This window comes from Streptomyces sp. SA15, from assembly GCF_002291145.1.
In the GTDB taxonomy this organism is placed as follows: Bacteria; Actinomycetota; Actinomycetes; order Streptomycetales; family Streptomycetaceae; genus Streptomyces.
In genome coordinates, this window is record NZ_NTGE01000094.1 from 70,169 (window position 1) to 94,610 (window position 24,442).

Annotated in this window: 22 protein-coding genes, 1 tRNA gene and 1 pseudogene; 17 read left to right on the top strand and 7 right to left on the bottom strand. The window is 70.0% G+C overall.

Features of this window, described 5'->3' with window-relative positions:
- Positions 1–4: 4 nt before the first annotated feature.
- The 6 genes from glp to CLM62_RS18390 all read left to right on the top strand — a co-directional run bounded on the left by glp (position 5) and on the right by CLM62_RS18390 (position 4,667).
- Positions 5–1,327, top strand: coding sequence for a gephyrin-like molybdotransferase Glp (gene glp, locus CLM62_RS18365; protein WP_095750959.1), 1,323 nt, complete (start codon positions 5–7; stop codon positions 1,325–1,327).
- 61 nt (positions 1,328–1,388) lie between these two features.
- On the top strand, positions 1,389–1,868 hold the full coding sequence (gene moaC / locus CLM62_RS18370; RefSeq protein WP_095750960.1) for a cyclic pyranopterin monophosphate synthase MoaC: 480 nt from the start codon (positions 1,389–1,391) through the stop codon (positions 1,866–1,868).
- Entirely contained in the window at positions 1,865–2,371 is a 507-nt protein-coding gene (locus tag CLM62_RS18375; RefSeq protein WP_095750961.1) for a molybdenum cofactor biosynthesis protein B, read from the top strand. Before moaC ends, CLM62_RS18375 begins: the two co-directional genes overlap by 4 nt.
- Entirely contained in the window at positions 2,368–3,036 is a 669-nt protein-coding gene (locus tag CLM62_RS18380) for a GNAT family N-acetyltransferase (protein WP_095750962.1), read from the top strand. Before CLM62_RS18375 ends, CLM62_RS18380 begins: the two co-directional genes overlap by 4 nt.
- Positions 3,037–3,209: 173 nt before the next feature.
- Complete coding sequence (gene glpR, locus CLM62_RS18385) at positions 3,210–4,502, top strand: gephyrin-like molybdotransferase receptor GlpR (RefSeq protein WP_095750963.1); 1,293 nt, start codon at positions 3,210–3,212, stop codon at positions 4,500–4,502.
- Between the two features lie 91 nt (positions 4,503–4,593).
- Positions 4,594–4,667 (top strand) — tRNA-Ala (locus CLM62_RS18390).
- A 91-nt stretch (positions 4,668–4,758) separates the two neighbouring features.
- Here the strand turns inward: CLM62_RS18390 and CLM62_RS18395 are convergent.
- The gene (locus tag CLM62_RS18395) at positions 4,759–5,901 is read right to left on the bottom strand and encodes a hypothetical protein (protein WP_095750964.1); all 1,143 of its coding nucleotides are present in this window, start codon (positions 5,899–5,901) and stop codon (positions 4,759–4,761) included.
- A gap of 97 nt (positions 5,902–5,998) precedes the next feature.
- On the bottom strand, positions 5,999–6,475 hold the full coding sequence (locus CLM62_RS18400; RefSeq protein WP_095750965.1) for a GNAT family N-acetyltransferase: 477 nt from the start codon (positions 6,473–6,475) through the stop codon (positions 5,999–6,001).
- Between the two features lie 67 nt (positions 6,476–6,542).
- Here CLM62_RS18400 and CLM62_RS18405 point away from each other — a divergent pair, with 67 nt between their 5' ends.
- Positions 6,543–7,346: an exodeoxyribonuclease III gene (locus tag CLM62_RS18405; RefSeq protein ID WP_179382137.1), complete on the top strand. Its 804-nt coding sequence runs from the start codon at positions 6,543–6,545 to the stop codon at positions 7,344–7,346.
- Here the strand turns inward: CLM62_RS18405 and CLM62_RS18410 are convergent.
- Complete coding sequence (locus CLM62_RS18410; RefSeq protein ID WP_095750967.1) at positions 7,334–7,987, bottom strand: MerR family transcriptional regulator; 654 nt, start codon at positions 7,985–7,987, stop codon at positions 7,334–7,336. The two genes, CLM62_RS18405 and CLM62_RS18410, sit on opposite strands and share 13 nt — an antisense overlap.
- A 141-nt stretch (positions 7,988–8,128) precedes the next feature.
- Between CLM62_RS18410 and CLM62_RS18415 the strand changes: the two genes are divergently transcribed.
- From CLM62_RS18415 to CLM62_RS18425, 3 genes are all read left to right on the top strand, one after another.
- Positions 8,129–9,631, top strand: coding sequence for an NAD(P)/FAD-dependent oxidoreductase (locus CLM62_RS18415; protein ID WP_095750968.1), 1,503 nt, complete (start codon positions 8,129–8,131; stop codon positions 9,629–9,631).
- The gene (locus tag CLM62_RS18420) at positions 9,628–10,512 is read left to right on the top strand and encodes an SDR family oxidoreductase (RefSeq protein WP_095750969.1); all 885 of its coding nucleotides are present in this window, start codon (positions 9,628–9,630) and stop codon (positions 10,510–10,512) included. The genes CLM62_RS18415 and CLM62_RS18420 overlap by 4 nt, the downstream gene beginning before the upstream one ends.
- A gap of 89 nt (positions 10,513–10,601) precedes the next feature.
- Positions 10,602–10,814, top strand: a complete 213-nt coding sequence (locus CLM62_RS18425) for a hypothetical protein (RefSeq protein ID WP_095750970.1) — start codon at positions 10,602–10,604, stop codon at positions 10,812–10,814.
- A gap of 64 nt (positions 10,815–10,878) precedes the next feature.
- Here CLM62_RS18425 and CLM62_RS18430 read toward each other — a convergent pair whose 3' ends face one another.
- Positions 10,879–14,106 (bottom strand): S41 family peptidase, encoded by a 3,228-nt coding sequence (locus CLM62_RS18430; RefSeq protein WP_095751000.1) that lies wholly within the window; start codon positions 14,104–14,106, stop codon positions 10,879–10,881.
- A gap of 201 nt (positions 14,107–14,307) precedes the next feature.
- On the opposite strand from CLM62_RS18430, the gene CLM62_RS18435 reads away from it, so the two are divergent.
- A complete protein-coding gene (locus CLM62_RS18435; protein ID WP_095750971.1) occupies positions 14,308–14,907 on the top strand; it encodes a TetR/AcrR family transcriptional regulator in 600 nt (199 codons plus the stop codon).
- A gap of 119 nt (positions 14,908–15,026) precedes the next feature.
- The gene (locus tag CLM62_RS18440) at positions 15,027–17,315 is read left to right on the top strand and encodes an MMPL family transporter (RefSeq protein WP_095750972.1); all 2,289 of its coding nucleotides are present in this window, start codon (positions 15,027–15,029) and stop codon (positions 17,313–17,315) included.
- Positions 17,316–17,369: 54 nt separating this feature from the next.
- Here CLM62_RS18440 and CLM62_RS18445 read toward each other — a convergent pair whose 3' ends face one another.
- Both CLM62_RS18445 and CLM62_RS18450 read right to left on the bottom strand, forming a co-directional pair.
- Complete coding sequence (locus tag CLM62_RS18445) at positions 17,370–18,050, bottom strand: N-acetyltransferase (RefSeq protein ID WP_095750973.1); 681 nt, start codon at positions 18,048–18,050, stop codon at positions 17,370–17,372.
- A 42-nt stretch (positions 18,051–18,092) separates the two neighbouring features.
- On the bottom strand, positions 18,093–18,506 hold the full coding sequence (locus tag CLM62_RS18450; protein ID WP_095750974.1) for an ATP-binding protein: 414 nt from the start codon (positions 18,504–18,506) through the stop codon (positions 18,093–18,095).
- Positions 18,507–18,642: 136 nt separating this feature from the next.
- On the opposite strand from CLM62_RS18450, the gene CLM62_RS18455 reads away from it, so the two are divergent.
- The 5 genes and pseudogenes from CLM62_RS18455 to CLM62_RS18475 all read left to right on the top strand — a co-directional run bounded on the left by CLM62_RS18455 (position 18,643) and on the right by CLM62_RS18475 (position 23,471).
- A complete protein-coding gene (locus CLM62_RS18455) occupies positions 18,643–19,488 on the top strand; it encodes a helix-turn-helix transcriptional regulator (protein ID WP_095751001.1) in 846 nt (281 codons plus the stop codon).
- Positions 19,485–19,673 (top strand): DUF397 domain-containing protein, encoded by a 189-nt coding sequence (locus CLM62_RS18460; RefSeq protein WP_095750975.1) that lies wholly within the window; start codon positions 19,485–19,487, stop codon positions 19,671–19,673. The genes CLM62_RS18455 and CLM62_RS18460 overlap by 4 nt, the downstream gene beginning before the upstream one ends.
- A gap of 45 nt (positions 19,674–19,718) precedes the next feature.
- On the top strand, positions 19,719–20,225 hold the full coding sequence (locus CLM62_RS18465; protein WP_095750976.1) for a YbaK/EbsC family protein: 507 nt from the start codon (positions 19,719–19,721) through the stop codon (positions 20,223–20,225).
- Positions 20,222–20,437, top strand: a pseudogene (locus CLM62_RS18470) (EamA family transporter); the annotation flags it as partial. The gene CLM62_RS18465 and the pseudogene CLM62_RS18470, both read left to right, overlap by 4 nt.
- Positions 20,438–20,627: 190 nt before the next feature.
- Positions 20,628–23,471: a PKD domain-containing protein gene (locus CLM62_RS18475; RefSeq protein WP_095750977.1), complete on the top strand. Its 2,844-nt coding sequence runs from the start codon at positions 20,628–20,630 to the stop codon at positions 23,469–23,471.
- 251 nt (positions 23,472–23,722) lie between these two features.
- Here CLM62_RS18475 and CLM62_RS18480 read toward each other — a convergent pair whose 3' ends face one another.
- Positions 23,723–24,409: a maleylpyruvate isomerase family mycothiol-dependent enzyme gene (locus CLM62_RS18480; protein ID WP_095750978.1), complete on the bottom strand. Its 687-nt coding sequence runs from the start codon at positions 24,407–24,409 to the stop codon at positions 23,723–23,725.
- Positions 24,410–24,442: the final 33 nt, after the last annotated feature.

Sequence of the window (24,442 nt, forward strand, 5' to 3'; positions counted from 1 at the left end):
CGACTTGAGCAGCGCCGCGCCCCGCACCACAGGCCAGGACCAGCTGTGGACGGTGGACGAGCACCTGGAGGACATCCTCGCGACCGTCCGCCCCCTGGAACCCATCGAGCTGCACCTGCTCGACGCCCAGGGCTGCGTCCTGGTCGAGGACGTCACGGTGCCGGTGTCCCTGCCGCCGTTCGACAACAGCTCCATGGACGGTTACGCGGTGCGGGTCGCGGATGTCGCGGGCGCGAGCGAGGAGTTCCCGGCCGTCCTGGACGTCGTCGGGGACGTCGCCGCAGGCCAGGCCGACCTGCTCCACGTGGGCCCCGGCCAGGCCGCCCGCATCATGACCGGCGCCCCGCTGCCGCCCGGCGCCGAGACCGTCGTCCCCGTCGAGTGGACCGACGGCGGCCTCGGCGAGGGCCCCGTGTCCGGGATGCGCGCCCGCGCGCTCGCCCCCGAGGGCGCCGAGGGCCATGTGCACGTGTACCGGCCGGCCGAGGCACGCGCGCACGTGCGCGCGAAGGGCAGCGACGTCAAGTCCGGCGACCGCGCCCTCGAGGCCGGTACGGTCCTCGGCCCGCCGCAGATCGCCCTGCTCGCCGCGATCGGCCGCGGCACGGTACGCGTGCGCCCGCGCCCTCGCGTGGTGGTCATGTCCACCGGCAGCGAACTCGTCCAGCCCGGCGAGGACCTCGGCAGCGGCCAGATCTACGACTCCAACAGCTTCGCCCTCACCGCGGCCGCCCGCGACGCCGGCGCCATCGCCTACCGGGTGGGCGCCGTCGCCGACGACGCCGAGACCCTGAGGTCCACCATCGAGGACCAGCTCGTCCGCGCCGACCTCATGGTCACCACGGGCGGCGTGAGCGTCGGCGCCTACGACGTCGTCAAGGAGGCGCTGTCCTACGTCGGCGACGAGGACGAGGCCGGCAGCGGTATCGAGTTCCGCAAGCTGGCCATGCAGCCCGGCAAGCCCCAGGGCTTCGGCTCCATCGGCCCGGACCACACACCGCTGCTCGCCCTGCCGGGCAACCCCGTGTCGTCGTACGTCTCCTTCGAGCTGTTCGTACGGCCGGCGATCCGCACCCTCATGGGCCTTCAGGACGTCCATCGCCCGCGGACGACCGCGACCCTGACCGCCGACAAGGCGCTGACCTCGCCGAAGGGCCGCAGACAGTTCCTGCGCGCGACGTACGCCGACGGCTCGGTCACCCCGGTCGGCGGCGCCGGCTCCCACCTGGTCGCCGCCCTCGCGCACGCCGACGCGCTGATCGTCGTCCCCGAGGACGTCGAAGCCGTCGAGCCCGGCGCCGAGGTCGAGGTGGTCCTGCTCGGCTGAGTACTCCTGGTTGGCGGTACCGTGTCGCGCACAACAGGCCGGGACCGGGAGCACCACCACCATGAGTACGCAGGACCGACTGACCCACATCGACGACGCGGGCGCCGCCCGCATGGTCGACGTATCCGGCAAGGATGTGACCGCGCGCACCGCCCGCGCCAGCGGCCGCGTCCTGGTCTCACCCCGCGTGATCGAGCTGCTGCGCGGCGAAGGGGTTCCCAAGGGTGACGCCCTCGCCACCGCACGGATCGCGGGCATCATGGGCGCCAAGCGCACGCCGGACCTGATCCCGCTGTGCCATCCGTTGTCGGTGTCGGGTGTGAAACTGGACCTGCGGGTCGCCGACGACGCCGTGGAGATCCTGGCCACGGTGAAGACGACGGACCGCACGGGCGTCGAGATGGAGGCCCTCACCGCGGTCTCCGTCGCCGCGCTCACCGTGATCGACATGGTCAAGGCGGTCGACAAGGGAGCGGTCATCACGGACGTTCGGGTCGAGGAGAAGACGGGCGGCAAGTCGGGCGACTGGAGCCGGGCATGACGTATCGCGCTCTTGTGGTCACGGCCTCCAACCGGGCCGCCGCCGGCGTGTACGAGGACAAGGGCGGCCCGCTGATAGCCAAGGGCCTCACCAGCATGGGGTTCACCGTCGAAGGACCGCAGGTCGTCCCCGACGGAGATCCCGTGGAGGCCGCCCTGCGCGCCGCCGTCGACGCGGGATACGACGTCGTCGTCACCACCGGCGGCACCGGCATCTCGCCCACCGACCGCACGCCCGAGGCGACCCGCCGGGTGATCGACCACGAGGTGCCGGGCATCGCCGAGGCCATCCGGGCGTTCGGACGCCAGAAGGTGCCGACCGCGGCGCTCTCCCGGGGCCTGGCCGGAGTGGCGGGGCGGACGCTGATCGTCAATCTGCCGGGCTCAAGCGGCGGGGTGAAGGACGGACTGGCCGTCCTTGAGCCCCTGTTGGCGCACGCCGTGGACCAGCTCCGCGGCGGTGACCACCCCAGACCCGACGGCAGTAGTGGGGGTGCGAGCTGAACACCCCATCCTGGCCCGTCGTACTGGCGGACGGCGATGTCGTCCTCCGGCCGATAAAGATGCGCGACCAGCGGGCCTGGCGCGAGGTCAACCGGCGCAACCGGGACTGGCTGCGGCCCTGGGAGGCGACCATTCCGCCGCCCACGCCCAGCGGGCCCATCGCGCACCGGCCGACCTACCGCCAGATGGTGAGGCATCTGCGGTCCGAGGCGAACGCGGGCCGGATGCTGCCGTTCGTCATCGAGTACCAGGGGCGGCTGGTGGGGCAGCTGACGGTCGCCGGAATCACCTGGGGCTCGATGTGCTCGGGCCACGTCGGTTACTGGGTGGACGAGGCGGTGGCCGGACGGGGCGTGATGCCGACGGCCGTGGCACTCGCGGTGGACCACTGCTTCCGGACCGTGGGTCTGCACCGCATCGAGGTCTGCATTCGCCCCGAGAACATGCCCAGCCGCCGGGTCGTGGAGAAACTCGGATTCCGCCAGGAGGGGCTCAGGCCGCGCTATCTCCACATCGACGGAGCGTGGCGCGACCACCTGGTCTTCGCGCTCACCGCGGAAGAGGTCCCGGACGGGTTGCTGAGGCGTTGGCACCGGTCACGTTCGCAGAACACCTCGTCCCCGGGCGCGCCCTCGGCGCCCGGTAACACTCCACCGAGGAATTGAATAAACGTTCGAAATTGATCGCCCGATGACCATCTCGGGACATTGAATTCGCGACATCGGTCGCCCTGCTGATCGCATCGGTCACAAAAAAAGCTCGAAATATCAGCCAGATCGTGCGACACACCGGCTCAATTGGCGGATGGCCTCACGCAAACCCCTCTACCGTGTGAGGCGTGAGCAGCAGCGGCCTCATCTACGCAGTCATTGTCGGGGCCTGGGCCGCCTACTTGGTGCCGATGTGGCTCCGTAGGCAGGACGAGCTGAACGAGGCCCGTCCGACGGAACGCTTCAGCACCGCCATCCGGCTGCTGTCCGGAAGGGCGGGGATGGAGCGCCGATACGCCAAGGACCTGCGCGCGCGCTCCACCGACGAGGAGGAGCCCAGCGCCGACGACCCGGGCGCGGTCACCGATTCGGTGGACGTCCGGGCTTTCGCCATGCCTCCGGCGCGTCCTCAGACACGGGCGGCGGCGCAACCGCAGGCTTCCGGGCGGTCGGAACAGGTGCGCGAACCGGTCCGTGAGCCGGTACGGGAATCTCGTGAGTCACGTGAGTCACGGGAATCCGTCCGTGAGCGGGAAGAGGCGGCCGCACGCCCCCTCGACGCGGGCACCCCGGGCGAGTCCGGTTCCGCACCGGCGCAGAAGCGGATGTCGCCCGCCCGGCGCACGGCAGCGGCGGAGGCGGCCGCGGCGCGCGCCCGGCGTACGAAGGCGCTCGCGCGCCGTCGGCGTACCACGATCATGCTCTTCTTCGCCTTCACCCTCGGCGCGGTCGTCGCCGCGGTCGGCGGGCTCGCGTTCCTGTGGGCGCCCGGAGTGCCCGCCGTGCTGCTCAGCGCGTACATCGCCTACCTGCGCTCCCAGGAACGCCGGCGCTTCGCCTACCAGATGGACCGGCGCCGCGCCGAGGCCGCCGCCCAGCGACTGCGCGAACGCGCCCGCCAGCCGCGCCGGCGCGGCTCCCTCGACGCGGGCGCGGACACCGACGAACCGGACGAGGGACCCGAGCCGGAGACGGACCCAGGCCTGTCGGCGCTCGCCGCGGACCGCCGCGCCCTCGTCGAGCAGACCGACCACGCGGAGTGGGTCGACCAGCAGCGCGAGCGGCAGCAACGACCGGGCCACGGCGACAGCTGGGACCCGGTACCGGTGCCGCTGCCGACGTACGTGACCGCGCCGGTCGCCCCCCGCGCCACCGCCGACGTGGATCTGGGGGCGCCGGACGCGTGGAGCTCGGCGCGCTCCAGTGCCGTAGCGCCCGAGCAGGAGGCGCACCACACCGCCCGGGACGGGGGCGCGGAGGAGCCGTCGGCCGGCATGGACGGCACGGAGGACAAACCGGCGGCGGACGGACGCAGCGACGCCCGCCGCGCCGCCTCCGCCCGCCGCGCCCGTGAACGCGGTCGCACACCCCTCTTCGACCAGTACGAGGACGGGGACCGGCCACGGGCCGCCAACGAGTGACCCCAGGCACCCCAGTGACCCCCGCCCCTGACCAGCCGGGAACGGATTTCCAAGCACCCGGACGGGGATGCTAGAGTTTCACTCGTTGCAAGGGCCTGTGGCGCAGTCTGGTAGCGCACCTCGTTCGCATCGAGGGGGTCTGGGGTTCAAATCCCCACAGGTCCACCGCAACAACTCCCCGGGGAAACCCTGGGCAGTTGACGAGATCCCGCCCGATCGGTTGATCGGGCGGGATCTTTTTTGCCGCCCAACGCGATCAGGGCGCGAGCGCCGACGGCGCCGACCGTGTCCACGTGCCGTCTGCCAGGGACGCCAGGACGCGGCGCTTGATCTCGGCGCGCTGCGGACTGCTGACGAGCGCCCTGGGCAGAAAGCCGTCGTGCTCTTCGTACGGGCGCAGTTCGGCGCGAATGAAGGCGTACTCGGACTGGTGCCTTTCCTCAAGGCGCCGGACGGCTGCCGCCTTGGCTTCGGCGTGGGCGATCGCGTGCGGGCTTTCGCGCTCCCGCGTACGCAGCAACTGCGTGATCTGGCGGACGCACCGCTTGTACTCCAAGCGCCGCTGCTGGATCGCCGCCAGGAAGCGCCGCGCGTTGAGCACGCCGATCGCTTCCTCCCGCGGAAGTGTGTAGAAGTCGTCCGGTAGTGCTCCCAACGCGTGTGGGGTTTGCGCGCGAGCCCTTTCCACGGTCATGTTCCCCAGCTCTCGCAGAGCGTTCTCCCAGCGGCGCAGGAGGAGCGGATGGCGCAGGGCCATGGTGCGGTCTTCCTGGTTCTTGGCGTCCTCTGCCGCGGCGAGCCGTACGGTGTCGTCGTGGGCCGCGAGCAGTGCCTCGACGTCGGGGGAGCGCGGCGCGGTGATCAGGCCGTTGGCACAGGCATGCTCGATCTGCTCGTGCACGTCGCGGAACGAGGGTTTCTCGGGTGCGTCGCCCAGGCCCCGGCAGGACTGCTCCTGCTCGAGAAGTTCGGCGTACTCGTCCGGGAACGCGTTCCGCAGCCAACCCAGGGCGGTGCGGTGGGAGTTCGTCTCGCTCTTGCGTTCGGTGCTGTTGTGGAAGTCGTTGCGGCGCAACTTCTTGGCCAGCACACTGGCCTCGTTCCTGCGTACGCGGACGCGGTGCAGACGGTGCTCGGTGGCGTCCAAACGGGGATCGCCGGTGTAGCGCATCCGTTCGGCGGCGACCTGGAGTTCTCCGGCGGCGCACAGCAGCGCGTCCTGCCAGTCCAGCCGCCACTCCGCCTTCCGTAGTAGGCGGCGGGTGCGTTGCGGGATGAAGCCGTTGGTGGCCTCCGCGACGGCAACGGTGACGAGATTGTCGAAGCTGTCGGTGATCAGCAGTTCGAGCTCGTCCGTCGGAATGTGCTCGACGTCGGCGAGTCGCAGCCTTTCCCCCATACCAACCTTCCTGCGGCGTGCTCCGATGTGCCAGCAGCTTAACGACGCCTGATGGCTGGGGTGTTGGATCGCGGATTCCGAGCGGCGGGACCGATCCTCACAACGCCTTGGCGTAGCACCGGCTCGCCTCGTGGAACCGGTAGTAGCCGAATTTGACGCACGGCTCGTAGCCGCTGGAGGTGTACAGGGCGATGGCCTCCGGCTGCTCGGTGCCGGTCTCCAGCACCATGCGTCTGCGGCCGGCCGCGCGGGCGTCCTCCTCCAGCTCGGCCAGCATGCGGCGGGCCATGCCGCGGCCGCGCATCGCGTCGACGACGTACATCCGCTTCAGCTCGGCGTCCCCGTCCAGGTTGCCCTCGCCGTTGGAGTCCTGGGAGCGCCAGCCGCCGGTGGCGACGGGAGTGTCGTTGTCGTCGTACGCGATGAGATACACGCCGTTCGGCGGGTCGAAGTCCGACGGGTCCAAGGGTGTGGCATCGCCGCCGTCGCCGTAGCGGACGTGGTACTCGGCCTGGACCTGGTCGTTGAGCTTGACGGCGTCGGGGTGGTCGAAAGAGACCCGTCGTATATTCATACTGGACACCGTATATGAATTCCCATCCGGAGCGGGGCTCCGTCCAGTGTGCCGGTATCGTGCCCGGGTGCTCACTGTGACCTCCGTCAACGTAAACGGGTTGCGCGCCGCCGCGAAGAAGGGCTTCGTGGAGTGGCTCGCCGACACCTCCGCCGATGTGCTCTGCCTCCAGGAGGTGCGCGCCGAGCCGCAGCAACTGCCCGAGCACGTCCGCACACCCGACGGCTGGCACGTCGTGCACGCTCCGGCCGCCGCCAAGGGCCGCGCCGGCGTCTCCCTCTACACCCGCCGCGAACCCGACCGCGTCCAAGTCGGCTTCGGCTCGTCGGAGTTCGACACCAGCGGCCGCTACGTCGAGGCCGACCTGCCCGGCGTCACGGTCGCCTCCCTCTACCTGCCCTCCGGCGAGGTCGGCACCGAGCGGCAGGACGAGAAGGTCCGCTTCATGGCCGAGTTCCTCGCGCACCTCAAGGAACTGCGCGAACGCTCCGCCGCCGACGGCCGTGAGGTCCTCGTCTGCGGCGACTGGAACATCGCCCACCAGCAGGCCGACCTGAAGAACTGGCGCGGCAACCAGAAGAACTCCGGCTTCCTGCCGGAGGAACGAGAGTGGATGGGGCGGGTGTTCGACGCGGCGGAGGGCGGTTACGTCGATGTCGTGCGGGGGCTGCATCCGGAGGTGGAGGGGCCGTACACCTGGTGGTCTTACAGGGGGCAGGCCTTTGACCGAGACACCGGATGGCGCATCGACTACCACGTCTCGACGCCAGGTCTGGCGGCCAAGGCCGTCAAGGGCTACGTGGAGCGGGCGGCGACGCACGCCGAGCGGTGGTCCGACCACGCCCCGGTGACCGTCGTCTACAACCGCTGACCCTGCTTGCGCGACCGCCGGTCCAGCGCCAGCGACAGTTCCGCCTCCACCACGCTCTGAGCCAGCGGTCGTAGCCGCTGGAGGTCCTCCTCGGGGCCGTGGCGCAGGATCAGGTCGGCGAAGAGGTCGGCGAGCGCGTCGGCGTGTGCGCGGACGTGTTTGCCCGCCGCCAGGACCTCCGCCAGCGGGATGCCCTCGCGGACCAGGGCCGAGGAGACGTCGAGGAGGCGGCGGCTGATGTGGACGATCTCATCGCCGTCGGTGGCGAGGTAGCCGAGGTCCAGGGCGGCGGAGAAGTTCTCGGGGGTGACCTCGCCCTCGAAGCGGGCGGCGAGTTCCTCGGGGGTGAGGCGGACCGGTTCCTCCTCGGTGGGGGTGCCGACGCCGAGGAGTTCACCGACGTTGCGGCCGTGCTCGAAGGCTTCCGCCAGTTCGGCGATGCCGCTCAGGGTGTGGCCGCGTTCCAGCAGCGCGGAGATGGTGCGCAGGCGGGCCAGGTGGCTGTCGTCGTACCAGGCGATACGGCCCTCTCGGCGCGGCGGCCGGATCAGCTTGCGCTCGCGGTAGAAGCGCAGGGTGCGGACCGTGATCCCGGCCTCCCTGGCCAGCTCCTCCATGCGGTATTCACGCTTGTCTGCCACGCCCGCACCCTATGTCGTACCCTCGGTAACTTTCCTCGCCCGTTTTCCTCGCACGTCCCCTACCCATCGGTACGGAGCTGCTCTAACCTCCCATTGCGCCAGTGTTCACTGGCGGAGTCGTCGGGGCAAGGAGGCCACGGGATGACCGAGCATGTGCGGGTGGCGGTGATCGGGTCCGGGTTCGGCGGGCTGGGGGCCGCCGTACGGCTGCGACGCGAGGGTGTCACCGACTTCGTCGTCCTGGAGCGGGCGGACAGTGTCGGCGGGACCTGGCGGGACAACAGTTATCCGGGGTGCGCCTGTGACGTGCCGTCCCATCTGTACTCGTTCTCCTTCGCGCCCCATGCGGAGTGGCCGCGCACCTTCTCCGGGCAGCGGCACATCCGCGCGTACCTGGAGCACGTGGCGGACGTGTTCCGGCTCCGGCCCCACATTCGCTTCGACTCCGAAGTGAAGACGATGACTTGGGACGGCGAGAGGCTGTGCTGGGACATCGAGACGACCAGGGGCTCGCTCTCCGCGGACGTCGTCGTCTCCGCCACCGGGCCGCTGTCCGACCCGAAGATCCCGGACATCCCGGGGCTGGACTCCTTCCCGGGCAAGGTGTTCCACTCCGCCCGCTGGGACCACGACTACGACCTGCGCGGCAAGCGGGTCGCGATGGTCGGCACGGGCGCGTCCGCGATCCAGATCGTGCCCGCCATCCAGCCCCTCGTGGACCGACTCACCCTCTTCCAGCGCACCCCGCCGTGGGTGATGCCCCGCGTCGACCGCCCCATCAGCGGCGCCGAGCGCGCCCTGCACCGGGCCCTGCCCTTCACCGCCCAGCTCCGCCGGGGACTGCTGTGGGGCATCCGGGAGTTGCAGGTGCAGGCGTTCACCAAGCGCCCGGGCGAGCTCGGTCTGGTCGAGCAGTTGGCCAAGCGTCACATGGCCCGCTCCATCAAGGACCCGGCCCTGCGCGCCGAACTCACCCCCGACTACCGCATCGGCTGCAAGCGGATCCTGCTGTCCAGCGACTACTACCCGGCGCTCGCCCGGCCGAATGTCGACGTGGTCGCGAGCGGGCTGAGCGAGGTCCGCGGTTCGACGGTGGTCGCCGCCGACGGGAGTGCGGCCGAGGTCGACGCGATCGTGTTCGGTACGGGCTTCCACGTCACGGACATGCCGATCGCCGATCGGGTGGTGGGCGCGGAGGGGCGGACGCTCGCCGAGTCCTGGGCGCGGGGCGGCGGGATGGAGGCGCTGCGGGGAGCCTCGATGCCCGGATTCCCCAACTGGCTGACCATCATCGGGCCCAACACCGGCCTCGGGAACTCCTCGATGATCCTCATCATCGAGTCCCAGCTGAACTACATGGCCGACTTCGTACGGCAACTCGGCGTCCTCGGCGGCCGGGTCGCGCTCGACGCCCGCCCGGGCGCCTTGCGCGCCTGGAACCGACGGGTGCAGGAGCGCATGCGGCGCACGGTGTGGAACACCGGCGGCTGCACGAGCTGGTACCTGGACGCGAACGGCCGCAACACCACCATCTGGCCGGGGACGACGACCGAGTTCCGGCGGGCGACGCGGCGGGTGGACCTGGGGGAGTACGACGTCCTGCGGGTCCCCGTGCCGCAGAAGGCCGCGGAGGTGAGCGCGTGAGCAGGGCGAGTCTCGAAGGGCAGGTCGCCGTCGTCACCGGAGCGGCGCGGGGCGTGGGGGAGTTGCTGGCCCGCAAGATGTCGGCGCGCGGGGCGGCGGTGGCGTTGGTCGGGCTGGAGCCGGACGCGCTCAAGCGGGTCTGTGAGCGGCTGCACGGCGACAGCGACCACTGGTATGCCGACGTCACCGACCACGAGGCGATGGCCCGGGTCGCGCGGGAGGTCAAGGAGCGGTTCGGGAAGGTCGACATCGTCGTCGCCAACGCGGGCGTGGCCACCGGCGGGCCGTTCGTGGACTCCGATCCGGAGGCCTGGCGGCGGGTGATCGAGGTCAATCTGATCGGGTCGGCGGTGACGGCCCGGGCGTTTCTGCCGGTGCTGATGGAGAGCCGGGGGTACTTGCTCCAGATCGCGTCCCTCGCCGCCATCACTCCGGCGCCGATGATGACCGCGTACTGCGCGTCCAAGTCGGGCGTGGAGGCGTACGCGCACAGTCTGCGGGCCGAGGTCGGGTACAAGGGCGTGCGGGTCGGGGTCGGGTATCTGTCGTGGACCGACACGGACATGGTGCGCGGGGCCGATCAGGACGAGGTGATGCGGGAGCTGCGGCAGCGGCTGCCGTGGCCGTCCAACAAGACCTATCCGCTGGGGCCGGCGGTGGACCGGATCGTGGCCGGGATCGAGCGGCGGTCGAGCCATGTGTACGGGCAGTGGTGGCTGCGCGGGATGCAGGGGGTGCGCGGGTATCTGCCGGGTCTCATCGGGACGGTGGGGCAGCGCGAGATGCGGCGGTTCGCGTCCCGGTTGGAGGGCATGCGGACGGGACTCGTCGGTGCAGGTGGGGCGGCGGATGAGGAGGCCCGTGCTACGCACCGTAGTTGATCGAAATGCGCACTGTGTCCGGCCGTGTGAATCTGGTCGAGGCCCCACTGGAGGGGCCGATCCCCGACCCACTACGGGAGTGAACCCACATGGGTATGAAGGACCAGTTCCAGGACAAGTCCGAACAGTGGCAGCAGCAGGCCAAGGAGAAGGCGCAGCAGGCCCGCGAGCAGGCTCAGCAGCGCGGCAAGCCGGGCCAGGAGCGCGGCAAGCAGGGCGAGCGCATGCGGGACCGTGACGAGGAGACGGAGCGGCTTCGGCGGGAGGAAGAGGACCGTTTCAGCCAGGACTATGACGCCTGACGCTCCGGCCTGAGCAGAAAGGGTGCCCCTCCACCGGGGGCACCCTTTCTCACGTACCGGGATCTCATGTGCGCGGCGGCAACTTCGGCCTTGAACGGTCCGGTACGTGTCGGTAATCCGGAGGCGTCGCCGGGGGATTGGTCTCCAGGAGGTCCAACGCCAGCTGTACCGCGTCGGCCAACTGCGCGTGCCGCCCCTCCGCCCAGTCCAGGGGGGTGCGCAGGACCTCCAGGTCGGGGAGGACGCCGTGGTTCTCCACGGACCAGCCGTACGCGTCGAACCAGGCCGCGTTCATCGGCACCGTGATCACCGTGCCGTCGCCCAGTTGGTGGCGGCCGGTCATGCCGACCACTCCGCCCCAGGTCCGCTGACCGACCACCGGGCCGAGTTTCAGCAGCTTGAAGGCGGCGGTGATCATGTCGCCGTCCGAGGACGTCGCCTCGTCGGCCAGCGCGACCACCGGGCCGCGCGGCGCGTTCGAGGCGTACGACACCGGCTGCGCGTCGCGGGTCAGGTCCCAGCCCAGGATCGTGCGGGTCAGCTTCTCCACCACCAACTCGCTGATGTGGCCGCCCGCGTTGCCCCGCACGTCCACGATCAGCGCGGGCCGGGACACCTCCATGCGCAGGTCCCGGTTGAACTGCGCCCAGCCCGAGCCCCCCATGTCGGGGATGTGCAGATAGCCGCACCGGCCGCCGCTCAACTCCCGTACCACGGCCCGGCGTTTGGCCACCCAGTCCTGGTAGCGCAGAGGGCGCTCGTCGACCAACGGGACGACAGCCACGCGGCGCGCCCCGCCCTCCCCCTCCGCCGGTGTGAACGTCAGCTCCACCGTCGTACCGCCCGCCCCCGCCAGCAGCGGATACGGGCCCGCCACCGGATCCACCGGCCGGCCGTCGACATGGGTGAGCACCGCCCCCTCCCGGATGCCCGTGCCGGCCAGCGGGGAGCGGGCCTTGGAGTCGGAGGACTCGCCGGGCAGGATCCGCTTGACGACCCAACCCTCCTCGCGGCGGACGAAGTTGGCGCCGAGCAGGCCCTGCCGGCGCTGGTAGTGCGGCGGGCCCTCGTTGCGGCGGGCGGCGGCGACGTACGCGTGCGAGGTGCCCAGCTCGCCGAGCACCTCGCGCAGCAGGTCCGCGAACTCGTCCGGGGACGCGACCCGTTCGACCAGCGGGCGGTACTGGGCGAGCACCGCGTCCCAGTCGATCCCGCACATCCCCGGCTCCCAGAAGTACGCCCGGATGAGCCGCCCGGCCTCCTCGTACGCCTGGCGCCACTCGGCGGCCGGGTCGACCCGGTGCAGGAGGCGGCGCAGGTCGATCCAGACCGTCGTGTCGGGGTCGCCCAGTTCGTTGGACGGCACCGCGCGCAGGTCGCCCTCGTCCACGACCACCAGCCGCGTACCGTCGCCGCTGACCGCGAACCAGTCCAGGTGCTCGACGAGTTCGGCCTTCTTCGCCTTGCTGATGTTGAAGTGTTCGAGGGTCGGCCGGCCGCTGGTGTCGTCCGGGTTCACGAACGTCTCGCCGAGCGCGCCGGAGATCGGCCAGCGCAGCCAGACCAGTCCGCCGCCCGCGACCGGGAACAGCGCCGAGTACTTGGAGGCGGCGACCGGGAAGGGCGTCACCCGGCTGGCCAGGCCCTCCACTTCGACGGTCACCGTGCCGTCGCCGCCCTCGTCCTCCTCCACCGGGTCCAGGCCCCCGGCGGCCGGGCGGCCCTCCGGGTTCAGCGCGAAGGGGGAGGGGGTGGCCGACGACAACGGCACCAGGTACGGCCGGCAGCCGAGCGGGAAGGACAGGTCCCCCGTGTGTACGTCGTACACCGGGTCGAAGCCGCGCCACGACAGGAACGCCAGATAGCGGCCGTCCCGCGTGAACACCGGGTTCTCGTCCTCGAAGCGGCCGTTCGTCACGTCGACGATCGACCGGTCCTTCATCCGGGCCATCTTGATCTGCCTGAGCGACCTCCCGATCCCCGGATGCGACCACGTCAGCCAGGCCCCGTCCGGCGAGAAGGCCAGGTCGCGCACGGGCCCGTTGATCGACCGGATCAGCTCGGTCACCTCGCCGCCCGCGTCCTCCGTAGCGTCGATCAGCAGCAGCCGTCCGTCGTGCGAGGCGATGGCGAGCCGTTCCCCCTCCGGATCGGAGACCAGCTCCAGGACCCGCCCCAGCTCGCCCGACGCAAGCCGCCGAGGCGCACGGTCGCCCGTCGCCCGCGGCAGATAGGCGATCTCGATCGCGTCCTCGCCCTCCGCGTCCGTGACGTAGGCGACCTGGCCGCCCGAGCCGAGCATCTCCGGGAGCCGGACCCGTACGCCGGGGGTGTCGATGAGGGTGCGGGCGGGGCCGTCGCGGTGGGTCAGCCAGTACAGGCTGCCGCGTACGACGACGGCGCTCGCGCGGCCCGTCTCGTCGACCGAGAGGCCGTCGACGTGCTGGGTCGCCGGCACCTGGTACGTACGGCGGCCCGCGCGCGGCCCGCCGATCCGGACGTCGAGCCGGCGCGGGACCGAGTCCGCGGCGAGGTCGTCGACGATCCACAGGTCGCCCGCGCACTGGTACACCACCCGTGTGCCGTCACTGGAGGCGTGCCGGGCGTAGAAGGCGTCGTGGTCGGTGTGGCGGCGCAGGTCGGAGCCGTCGTAGGCGCAGGAGTAGAGGTTGCCGACGCCCTCGTGGTCGGAGAGGAAGGCGATGCGGCCACCGACGAACATGGGGGAGTGCAAGTGCCCCGGGAGGTCGGCGAGCAGCCGCTCCCCGTGCAGCCACAGGCGGCCCATGGCGCCGCCCCGGTAGCGCTTCCAGGCGGCCGGTTCGTGCGGCGGGGTGCCGGTCAGGAGCAGGGTCTTGTGCTGCCCGTCGACGTCGGCGACCTGGATGTCGGAGACCGGCCCCCAGGGCAGCTTGCGGCCGGGGTCGCCGTCGAGGTGGACCTTGTAGGCCCAGGTGAAGTACGAGAAGGGCTCGCCGTGCGAGGCGACGGCGAGGATCTGCCCGTCCGGGGTCCAGCCGCACACCTGGGTGTCCGGGGACCCCCAGTGCGTGAGCTGTCTCCCCGGCCCGCCGTCGACCGGTACCAGGTGGATCTCCGGGGCCAGGCTGCGCCAGCTCGTGTACGCGAGGTGGCGGCCGTCGGGCGAGAAGCGGGGGTGGCCGGTCTTGGTGCGGTCGACGGTGAGCCGCCAGGCGCGGCCCGGGCCGTCGAGGGGGGCCAGCCAGAGGTCGTCCTCGGCCACGAAGCACAGCAGTTCGCCGTTCAGATGCGGCAGACACAGATAGCTCACCTCCCCCATGCTTCGCCGGGGGGACGGACCTGGTCAACTGGTGAAAAATCGGCGCACCGGCCGGCGGCCGGAAACTGCGGCCGGAAACCGCCGTGACGCGGGACACGAACGAAACAGTTTCGTTTCGCTTGAGGGTGCGCTACATTCTTCACGTAGCTTCACGTACGAAACCGTGTCGTCCGGAGTGGGAAGGTGAGCGGAATGACTGAGGTCGCAACGGCGCGTCGCAGCCGGATCACCCCCGAGCGCGAGGCCGAGTTGTACCAGGCCGTGCTCGACCTGCTCCGGGAGGTCGGCTACGACGCCCTCACCATGGACGCCGTGGCCGCCCGCACGCGATCCAGCAAGGCCACGCTCTACCGCCAGTGGGGCGGCAAGGCCGATCTGGTGGTGAAGGCGCTCCGGCACAGTAAGCCGGGTTCGGCCGACGAGGTCGACACCGGCTCGCTCCAGGGTGACATGCACGCCCTCGCGTTGCGCGAGGACGACTGCACGATGGAGCAGAACTCCGCGCTGATGCGGGGTGTGGGCATGGCGATGCACAACCACCCGGATCTGCGTGAGGCGTTCCGGGCCCAGCTGATCGAACCGGAGATGGACGCGTTCCGACGTGTCCTTCAGCGCGCGGTCGACCGGGGCGAGATCCGTGCGGACTGCCCGGCACTGGAGTACCTGCTCCCCATGCTGATCGGGGCGTTCGCCGCCCGCACGCTGCTCGAGGAGCAGCCGCCCACCCAGGCCTTCATCATCTCGTACATCGACGCCGTGGTCCTCCCCGCCCTCGGCGCTCCCACCGCCTGAGTCCTCCCCGGTACTCAGCAGCACCTGAAGCACCCAGCAGCACCTGACGCGACCGCTCACGTCGTCGGGCTGATCCTCCCTGCCCTGAAGACCCACGACCTGACCGGGAGTACGCCTCCGTGGCCACGTTCCTCTACAGACTCGGCCGGCTCGCCTTCCGGCGACGGCATTTCGTCGCCCTGATATGGGTGGCCCTGCTGACGCTCGCGGGCGTCGGCGCGGCCTCCGCGCCCGCCCCCGGCACCACCTCCTTCTCCATTCCCGGAACCGAGGCGCAGAAGGCCTTCGACCTGCTGGAACAGCGTTTCCCCGGCGCCAGCGCCGACGGAGCGACCGGGCGCATCGTCTTCAAGGCACCCGACGGCGAGAAGATGACGGACGCCGAGAACAAGGCGACCGTCGTGAAGACCGTCAACGAACTGGGCGACGGCTCCGAGGTCGTCTCCGTCACCGACCCGTTCACGACGAACGCCGTGAGCAAGGACGGCACGGTCGCCTACACCTCGGTGAAGTACGACGCCCCCGGCATGGAGCTGAAGGACTCGACCCGGGACGCCCTCGAGGCGGCCGCGGACGAGGCCCGAGCCACCGGGCTGACCGTCGATGTCGGAGGTGACGCCCTGCAGGCCGCGGCCGAGGCGGGGGCCATCGGTGAGGTCATCGGCCTCGCCATCGCCGCGGTCATCCTCGTCCTCACCCTGGGCTCGCTGGTCGCGGCCGGACTGCCACTGCTGACCGCGATCATCGGTGTCGGTATCGGCGTCTCCACCATCACCGCCCTCGCGAACGCGCTCGACCTCGGCGACACCACCTCCACGCTCGCGTTGATGATCGGCCTCGCGGTCGGCATCGACTACGCGCTGTTCATCGTCTCGCGCTACCGGGGCGAGCTGGCCGAGGGCCGTGACCGCGAGGAGGCGGCAGGCCGCGCCACCGGCACCGCCGGCTCGGCCGTGGTCTTCGCGGGTCTCACCGTCGTGATCGCACTCGCGGGCCTCTCGGTCGTCGGTGTCCCGATGCTGACCAAGATGGGCCTCGCTGCGGCGGGCACGGTCGTGGTCGCCGTCCTCATCGCGCTGACCATGATCCCGGCGCTGCTCGGGTACGCGGGCAAGAAGGTCCGGCCGACGGGCGAGAAGCGCAAGGCGCGCGGCGGCGACAAGGCCGAGCAGTCCGAGCAGTCCGAGAAGTCCGAGAAGTTCGAGAAGTCCGAGCCGTCCAAGACACAGTCCAAGCCCGGCATGGGCACCCGTTGGGCGAGCTTCGTCATCCGCCGTCCGGCCGCCGTACTGCTGCTCGGCGTGGTCGGTCTGGGCGCGATCGCCGTCCCGGCCACCCAGCTGGAGCTGGGCCTGCCCGACGACGGCTCGCAGCCGACGTCCACGACGCAGCGTCGGGCGTACGACCTGCTGTCGGAGGGCTTCGGCCCCGGCTTCAACGGCCCCCTGATGATCGTCGTCGACGCCAAGAGCAGCGACGACCCGAAGGCGGCCGCCACCACGGTGACCGACGGGATCAAGGGTCTCAAGGACGTCGTGACGGTCACTCCGGCTGCCTTCAACAAGGCCGGCGACACCGCGACGATCACCGTGATCCCGGACTCCAAGCCGTCCTCGACGCAGACCGAGGACCTGGTGCACGCCATCCGTGACAAGGGCGCCGACGTCAACGCCGCCACGGGCGCGAAGGTCCTGGTCACCGGCACCACCGCGATGAACATCGACTTCTCGCAGAAGCTCACCGACGCGCTGGTCCCGTACCTGGCCCTGGTGGTCGGCCTTGCCTTCCTCCTCCTCATCGTGGTCTTCCGCTCGATCCTGGTCCCCCTGAAGGCGGCCCTCGGCTTCCTGCTCAGCGTGCTCGCCGCGCTGGGTGCCGTGGTCGCGGTCTTCCAGTGGGGCTGGCTCGCCGGCCTGATCGGTGTCGAGGAGACCGGTCCGATCATGTCGATGATGCCGATCTTCATGGTGGGCGTGGTCTTCGGTCTGGCGATGGACTACGAGGTGTTCCTCGTGACCCGTATACGGGAGGCGTACGTCCACGGCGAGTCGCCGAGCCAGGCCATCGTGACCGGCTTCCGGCACAGTGCCCGGGTCGTGGCCGCCGCCGCGGTCATCATGATGGCCGTCTTCGGCGGCTTCATCAGCTCCAGCGAGTCGATGATCAAGATGATCGGCTTCGGCCTCGCGATCGCCGTCTTCTTCGACGCGTTCGTCGTCCGCATGGCGATCGTCCCGGCGGTGCTCGCCCTGCTCGGCAAGAAGGCCTGGTGGCTGCCGAAGTGGCTGGACCGCGCCCTGCCGAACGTCGACGTCGAGGGCGAGGGTCTGCGATCCCTGGACGACCCGGAGAAGACCGGCGACGCGGACGCGGATCCGGACGAGAAGAAGGAACTGGTCCGCGCCTGACGCGACAGCTCCGGTAGAACCAGCCGGTGAGGGCTCCGTGGGGACGGGGCGCCCTCACCGGCTTTCTTTTGCCGCCACCCATGGAGAGTCAGGGCTTGTCGAGCGCCCGAGGTAGGTGACCCCCGTCGAGTCGGCGTCCGGCACCTCGATCTCATGGAAGCCGAGACGGTCGTAGAAGGACCGGGCGGGGGTGTTGGCGGTGAGCATGGACAGGTGCACGGCCGGTACGCCCTTCTTCCTGTGCAGGGCGTCGAGGAAGGTCTCCATCAGGGCCCGCCCGTACCCTCGCCCCTGCCAGTCGGGGAGCAGGTCGATGTGGAGATGGGCGGGGTAGGCGGCGACCTCCGGCACGAGCATGCGTTCGGGGTGGTGGAGGAGCGTGACGATCTCGTCGTCGGGGGTGCGGGGCGGGGTGCCCGGCTCGGGGTACCGCTCGGCGACCAGCGGCAGCCACTTCGCCCGGTAGTCCTCGACGAAACGGGGCGTGTCCGCGGTGCCGAGGATGTAGCCGACGGCTTGTCCGTGACCGTCGTCCAGGACGAAGGCCAGGTCCGGCTCCAGGTGGACGTACGGCGCCGCGAAGATCGCCGGGAAGATGCTCGGGTCGGCGTAGTGAGGGCGGCTGTCCTGGCCGACGTGAGCGGTGCGGATGCAGATGTCGTCGAGGGCGGGGCGGTCGGTGGGGGCGTAGGGGCGTATCGCGGGTGCGGGTTCGGATGCGGGTGGCGAAGTCATCGTCGTACGGTGCTTGGTTTGGGAGCGCTCTCGCAACCCACTTCACTCTGGCCGGCAACGGTTCAGCTCCGCCCAGACCGTTTTGCGGGGGTGCGGGCCGGGGGTGACGCCCCAGCGGTCGGCGAGGGCGTCCACGAGGAGGAGGCCGCGGCCGGACTCCGCGTCCGGATCCGTCGGGGCGAGGTGGGGATGGCGGTCGCCCCGGGTGTCCGTGACCTCGATACGGAGGGTGCCGCCGACGACGTAGAGCGTCAGGCGGAAGTCTCTTCCGGGGACCCGGCCGTGGGTGGCCGCGTTGGTGGCGAGCTCGGCGACGATCTGGGGTGCGGTGTCCAACGGGAGGTCCCAGGCGCGGAGTTGCTCCGTAGCGAGGAGGCGGGCGAGGCGGGCGCCGCGGGGTGTGGGGGACAGGAGCACCGTGAAGTTGCGGACAGGGGCGGCGACTTCTTGATTCATGTCACTCAGAGTGGCGGATTCTGCTCACGTTGATGAGTGACGACGCCTGTGCGTACGGCGACTGTCCTGGCTTTGTCCTGCGCTGTCTCGGCTGTCTCAGGTGACGTACGGGTACGGGTGCGCGTTGGAGGTGGACATGAACGAGGGTGCGGACGAGGCGGGTTGGGATGTCGAGCCCGGGGACGAGATCGAGCCGTTGGTTCAGGCGGTGGGGCGGCTGCTCAAGGTGTGCCGGGAGGCGGCGGGGATGCGGGCGGCCGACTTCGGGGAGGTCATGGGCTACGGCGAGGACATGATCCGCAAGATGGAGCGGGGGCAGCGGATTCCCCGGCCGGAATTCCTGGACCGGGCGGACCAGGTGCTCAAGGCGCAGGGGCATCTCAGGGCCTTCATGGAGGACATGCGGAAGGCCCGGTATCCGAAGAAGGTGCGGGAGCTGGCGCAGTTGGAGGAGCGGGCGGTGGAGATGCTGCTGTACAGCAGCCACAACATCCACGGCCTGTTGCAGACGCCGGAGTACGCGCGGACGTTGTTCGAGATGACGCAGCCCGCATACTCACCGGACGTGGTGGAGCGGGAAACCGCCGCACGAATGGCGCGTAGGGCCGTCTTCGAGCGGGATCCGGCGCCGACGCTCAGCTTTGTCCAGGAACAGGTGACTCTCGAACGCCCTTACGGTGGGAAGATGGTGCTGCGCCGACAGCTCGAACACCTCTTGGAGGTAACGCAGTTGCGGAACGTCATGCTTCAGGTCATGCCGACCGATCGCGAGGAGCACGCCGGAACGGCGGGCCGGATTCAGGTGCTGAAGTTCGCCGACGGCACGGCGATCGGACGTTCCAGCGGCGCGTTCAACGGACGCCCGGTATCGAACCCCAGGGATCTTCGAATCCTTGAACTGCGCTATGGCATGATCCGGGCGCAGGCTCTCACACCGAGGGAGTCGCAGGCCTTCATCGAACAAGCGCTGGGGAGACTATGAGCACCGCTGAACTCCACTGGTTCAAGAGCAGCTACAGCGACAGTGGCGAGGCCGGCGACTGCGTCGAGGTCGCCACCACCCCCGCCACTGTCCACATCCGTGACTCCAAGACCCCCGACACTCCCCACCTCACAGCCGCTCCGGCTGTCTGGACGGACTTCGTCGCGTACGTTTCAAAGCCCTGAAAACGCGGTCGCCTGCCCCATACACACACCGCTAGCGTGCCGTCCATGACGACGACCGCCAGTGACACCGAAGACTCCGGAGCCCACCCCCGTTTCGCCGAAGCCTTGCGTGAGCTGGGGCTTGAGGGCCTGGAGATCCGCCGCTTCCCGGACGCCACCCGTACCGCCGCCGAGGCCGCGGCGGCGATCGGGTGCGAGTTGAGCCAGATCTGCAAGTCGTTGATCTTCGCGGCGGACGGGGTACCCGTGCTGGTTCTCATGGACGGGGCGTCCCGCGTCGACGTCGAGCTCGTCCGCCAGGAGCTCGGCGCCGACAAGGTCACGCGGGCCAAGGCCGATGTCGTACGGGAGACGACCGGGTACGCCATCGGCGGCGTGCCGCCCTTCGGGCACCGGAACCGGACCCGCGTCCTCGCGGACCGGTCGCTGCTCGAGCACGACGTCGTGTGGGCCGCCGCCGGCAACCCGCACGCCGTCTTCCCCATGGAGCCCAAGGACCTTGTCGCTCACGCCGGCGCCACCGTGGTGGACGTGCGCGAGCGCACTTCGTGACCCCGCTGGTCACCGCGGCCGTGCTGCTGGCCGCCGTCACCCACGCCAGCTGGAACGCGATCGCCCACCGGATCACCGACAAGCTGGTCGGATTCACGCTGATCGCGGGCGGCGGCACGGTCATCGGGCTGGCCATGGTGCCGTTCGTGCCGTTCCCGGCGGCGGGGGCATGGCCGTATCTGATCGGTTCGGCCGTCATCCACGTCGCGTATATGCAGTGATGATTCCGCTGGTCAGGAGTTGACGAGGCCACATGCCTCTGATGCTCGGCCAGGACCAGTGGGCGTCGGAACTCGGCGCGCGGACCGACGTCTTGGTGATCTCCATACCCTTGGAACCTGGTCAACCCCTCGGCGACCAGTCAGGATTGCCAGCAATACCATGTGAAAGCTGGGGGCGACAGTGCTGCCACGTTCGATCGCGGCCTTCGCGGGCCTAGTTGGCCTTTTCGGCGCGGGCCTGGCGCTGACTCCGTCCGCCGCCCGCGCGGATGGCAGCACCCTGTACGTGAACAACCTCTCGACGTCGAACTGCTCGGACAGCGCAGCCGACGCGGGCTCGCAGGCTCAGCCCTACTGTTCGCTGCAGACTGCCGTCGACGCCGCGCAGCCAGGTGACACAGTCATGGTGGTCGGGGGGATCTTCGGATCGCTCGATGTGAAGACCTCGGGTACCGCGAATGCTCCCATCACCATCACCACCGGCACGAGCAAGGTACTCACTCAGATCGTCACCCCCCAGTCGGGCTCCGGCCCGGGGCTCACTTTCGACCACGTACACGACGTGGTGGTGCACGGTTTCTTCATCGGGACGAACGTCCAGGCCCCGGTCGTGGCGGTCGACGAATCCAGCGACGTCACGCTGGACGGGAACACCGTAGAAGGGGCCTCTTCGGGTGCCCTGGTGGGCATCGACGGGCAGAGCAGCGCGGTCACGCTGAGCCGGGACAGTATGGAGGCCCACCCAGGCGAGGACGGCGTGGACATCGCGTCGGGGGCCAGCGGGACTGTGATCACCGGCAGCAAGTTCTCCTACGGGAAGAACACGCCCGTGAACGCAGCAGGGGCGCCCGGAACGGTCGTGGTGGGCAACACCTTCACCGACGACGGCGGTTGCAATACCGCGATCTCGCTCACCGGTGCCTCGGCAGGTTCGACGATCGAGAACAATGCTTTCTTCCTCGGAGCCCCAGGCGGCTGTGCGACGTACGGCACCAGCACGCCGGTGGTGGTGTCCTCCGGCTCGACCAGCGGCACCACCTATGACTACAACGTCTTCGAGTCCGAGTCCGATGGCGCGCTCTACAACTGGGGCGGCCAGACCTATGCGACCACCGCCGATCTGCAGGCCGCGACCGGCCAGGGGAAGCACGAACTGTACGTCGCGGTGGCCGCGGGCGCGACCAGCCTTAACATCAACCCGCTCATCGACTCCGCCGACGCCGACACACCGGATGAGCTCAGCACAGACTTCGGCGGCAAGCCCCGCGTGGACGACCCGCTCGTGGCCGACACCGGCACTGGCCCCGGCTACTACGACCGCGGCGCCGTCGAATACCAGGACCCCTACCGGTTGGCGCCCGCCGTCTCCGTCAGCAAGGGTCCGGCCCCGCTGTCCGAGACGATCACGGCGGACGAGACCAACCCCTGGAAGACCCAGATCACCCGCTACACCTTCGACTTCGGAGACGGCAGCGACCCGGCGGTGTCCGCCACCCCCAGCGTCACCCACACTTACTCCGCGATCGGCCCTTACACCGTCACGGTCACCGCAACGACGGCGGCCGGGGCCTCCATTGCCGGCAGCGCAAAGGCTTACGTCACGGTCGCGGCCGATGCTCCGCTGGTGCCTGCCCTGTCGCTCAGCCAGGCCTCTCCGCACAGCAGCCTCACCGTCCAGGCGGACGCCGCCAAAACCACCGACGACTGGAGCATCGCCGACTACAGCGTCGACTACGGCGACGGCACCCCGGCCGCGGACCTCGGCACCAGCGGCTTCGGTGGCCACACCTATGCCAAGCCCGGCACCTACACCGCCACCCTGACGGTCAAGGACGACGGCGGGAACACCGCCACGACCACCCAACAGGTCACCGTCGGCAGCGCACTCGTACCCTTCGGGCCGACCCGGATCCTGGACACCCGCAACGGCACCGGCGCCGCCAAGGCGAAGGTCGGCCCGGGCGCAGTGCTGCGGCTCAAGGTCGCGGGCGTCAAGGGCGTTCCCACCACCGGGGTCACCGCGGTCACCCTCAACCTGACCGGCGTCAACGCATCCACCAGCACCGTGATCACCGCCTACCCCGACGGCACCACCCGGCCGACCGCCTCCAACCTGAACCTGGTCCCCGGCCAGGTCACGCCGAACCTGGTCACCGTTCCGGTCTCCCCCGGCGGCTACATCGACTTGTACAACCACTCGGGCAGCGTCGATCTGGTGGGTGACGTCGAGGGCTACTACAGCACCACCGCCGCGGTCACCTCGGGCGGGACGGGCTTCGCCCAGGTGAGCGGCCCGACCCGGGTGCTGGACACCCGCAATGGGACCGGCACTGTCAAGGGCAAGGTCGGGCCGGGCGGGCTGCTCACGCTCACGCTGCCGAGCGGCAGCAGCTACGCCAACGCCTCCGCGGTTGTGCTGAACGTCACCGAGGCCGATGCCACCACCTCAAGCTGGGTCGGCCTGGAGCCGAGCGCCGGCGGTGTCCCCAGCAGCTCCGTACTGGACTTCACGGCCGGACAGACCAGCGCCAACCTGGTCGTCGCGCCAGTCAGCAACGGGCAGGTCCAGTTCTACAATCGCAACGGAAGCATCGACCTGATCGCCGACGTCGAAGGCTATGTCGTCTCCGACCTGACGACGTCCCCGGGTGCCCCGGGTTCGCCCTACTTCCCGATCTCGCCGACCCGGGTGCTGGACACCCGCAACGGCACCGGCACGGCCCAGGGAACACTTGGCGCCAAGTCGAAGCTCAGCGTCAAGGTGGCGGGGTCCGGCGGCGTCCCGGCCGGCGTAAAGGCGGTGCTGGTGAACCTGACCGGTGTCAAGCCCACCACCAGCACCTGGCTCTCGGCCTACGCCGACGGATCCGCCCTGCCCGGCAGCTCCACCTTGAACCTCGCCGCTGGCGCCACCCGTGCCAATCTGGCCCTGGTGCCGGTCGGTTCCGACGGGTCGATCGACATCTACAACAACAGCGGCAGCGTCAACGTGGTCGCTGATATCGAGGGTTACTACATCGGCTGATCCGGCCCGACGCGCAGGCGGACCGCGCCGGCAGGATGCCGCTGCTCAGGGGGTTGGCTGAGGCCATGCCTTACACCTGGCCTCGGCGGCCTGAGTCAGAGATCCTCAGCACGGTCGAAACTGCGTCTGGCGCACGTCGGGATTGGTCACTCGTAGGCATGCGCGCCGGTTGGCCGGTCACGCGCGTTGGGCGCGCGCACTGCGTGCGACGCATCCGGGAACCGAAGATGGGCGCGGAACTCAGGATGTGCTTACCCCAGTGTCAGCCATCGGACATCCAGGCGGCTGACCTCCAACGCTTCCTCCTTGGTGATCGGCTCGCGCCCCGTCGCCTTACGTAGAAAGCGAAGCTGTTCCCAGCCCAGCTTCTCCAGCGCCGCCGCCCCATCCGAGCCACGGAGCAGAAGATCCTGCACCACATCTGCGGCCTGGGAAGTCAGCCATGGTTCGCGCCCCAAGGCGTCGGCCAGGTCCAGGCCGTGCACGGCGACCTCAACCACCCGCGTCAGCAAAAACTCCGACAGGAGCATCGGATCGCCGTGCCGGGTACGGACCACACGCCCTTCCGGCTGGGCTTGGCACAGTCGGGCCACCCGCCGCCAGGTCGTATTGAAGTCCTCAGTAAGCGCAGCACCGTTGAGTTGCTCGGCCGCATGATCCTGGGCCAGAGCGATCCGAGCCGCGTTGGTGTCCGGGGCGAAGCGGTCGTCGGGCCGGTAGTACTCCACTGCCGAGACCTCCGCGCGGGTCGGTGCCGGCGCGGCCAGCATGCCCGGCAGCCAGGCAATCACCACTCGGACATGCGACAGCAACTCGCTCACTGTCCACGGTGCGCACCGCGTCGGCAGAAGCCACTCAGCCGCCGAGACCCCGGTCATCGCCTGTGCGAGCTGCCCAGCCTCAAGACGAAACGCTTCAACTACCCGCCCCTGGTCCATGCGATCAAGCTATCGGGCCGCTCTGGTGCAGCG

What these genes read in the sequence shown, in the direction of transcription:
- moaC (WP_095750960.1), top strand. Translation starts at nt 1,389, where the DNA reads ATGAGTACGCAGGACCGACTGACCCACATCGACGACGCGGGCGCCGCC.
- CLM62_RS18375 (WP_095750961.1), top strand. Translation starts at nt 1,865, where the DNA reads ATGACGTATCGCGCTCTTGTGGTCACGGCCTCCAACCGGGCCGCCGCC.
- CLM62_RS18395 (WP_095750964.1), bottom strand. Translation starts at nt 5,901, where the DNA reads ATGGGGGAAAGGCTGCGACTCGCCGACGTCGAGCACATTCCGACGGAC.
- CLM62_RS18400 (WP_095750965.1), bottom strand. Translation starts at nt 6,475, where the DNA reads ATGAATATACGACGGGTCTCTTTCGACCACCCCGACGCCGTCAAGCTC.
- CLM62_RS18415 (WP_095750968.1), top strand. Translation starts at nt 8,129, where the DNA reads ATGACCGAGCATGTGCGGGTGGCGGTGATCGGGTCCGGGTTCGGCGGG.
- CLM62_RS18425 (WP_095750970.1), top strand. Translation starts at nt 10,602, where the DNA reads ATGGGTATGAAGGACCAGTTCCAGGACAAGTCCGAACAGTGGCAGCAG.
- CLM62_RS18435 (WP_095750971.1), top strand. Translation starts at nt 14,308, where the DNA reads ATGACTGAGGTCGCAACGGCGCGTCGCAGCCGGATCACCCCCGAGCGC.
- CLM62_RS18445 (WP_095750973.1), bottom strand. Translation starts at nt 18,050, where the DNA reads ATGACTTCGCCACCCGCATCCGAACCCGCACCCGCGATACGCCCCTAC.
- CLM62_RS18450 (WP_095750974.1), bottom strand. Translation starts at nt 18,506, where the DNA reads ATGAATCAAGAAGTCGCCGCCCCTGTCCGCAACTTCACGGTGCTCCTG.
- CLM62_RS18455 (WP_095751001.1), top strand. Translation starts at nt 18,643, where the DNA reads ATGAACGAGGGTGCGGACGAGGCGGGTTGGGATGTCGAGCCCGGGGAC.
- CLM62_RS18460 (WP_095750975.1), top strand. Translation starts at nt 19,485, where the DNA reads ATGAGCACCGCTGAACTCCACTGGTTCAAGAGCAGCTACAGCGACAGT.
- CLM62_RS18465 (WP_095750976.1), top strand. Translation starts at nt 19,719, where the DNA reads ATGACGACGACCGCCAGTGACACCGAAGACTCCGGAGCCCACCCCCGT.
- CLM62_RS18480 (WP_095750978.1), bottom strand. Translation starts at nt 24,409, where the DNA reads ATGGACCAGGGGCGGGTAGTTGAAGCGTTTCGTCTTGAGGCTGGGCAG.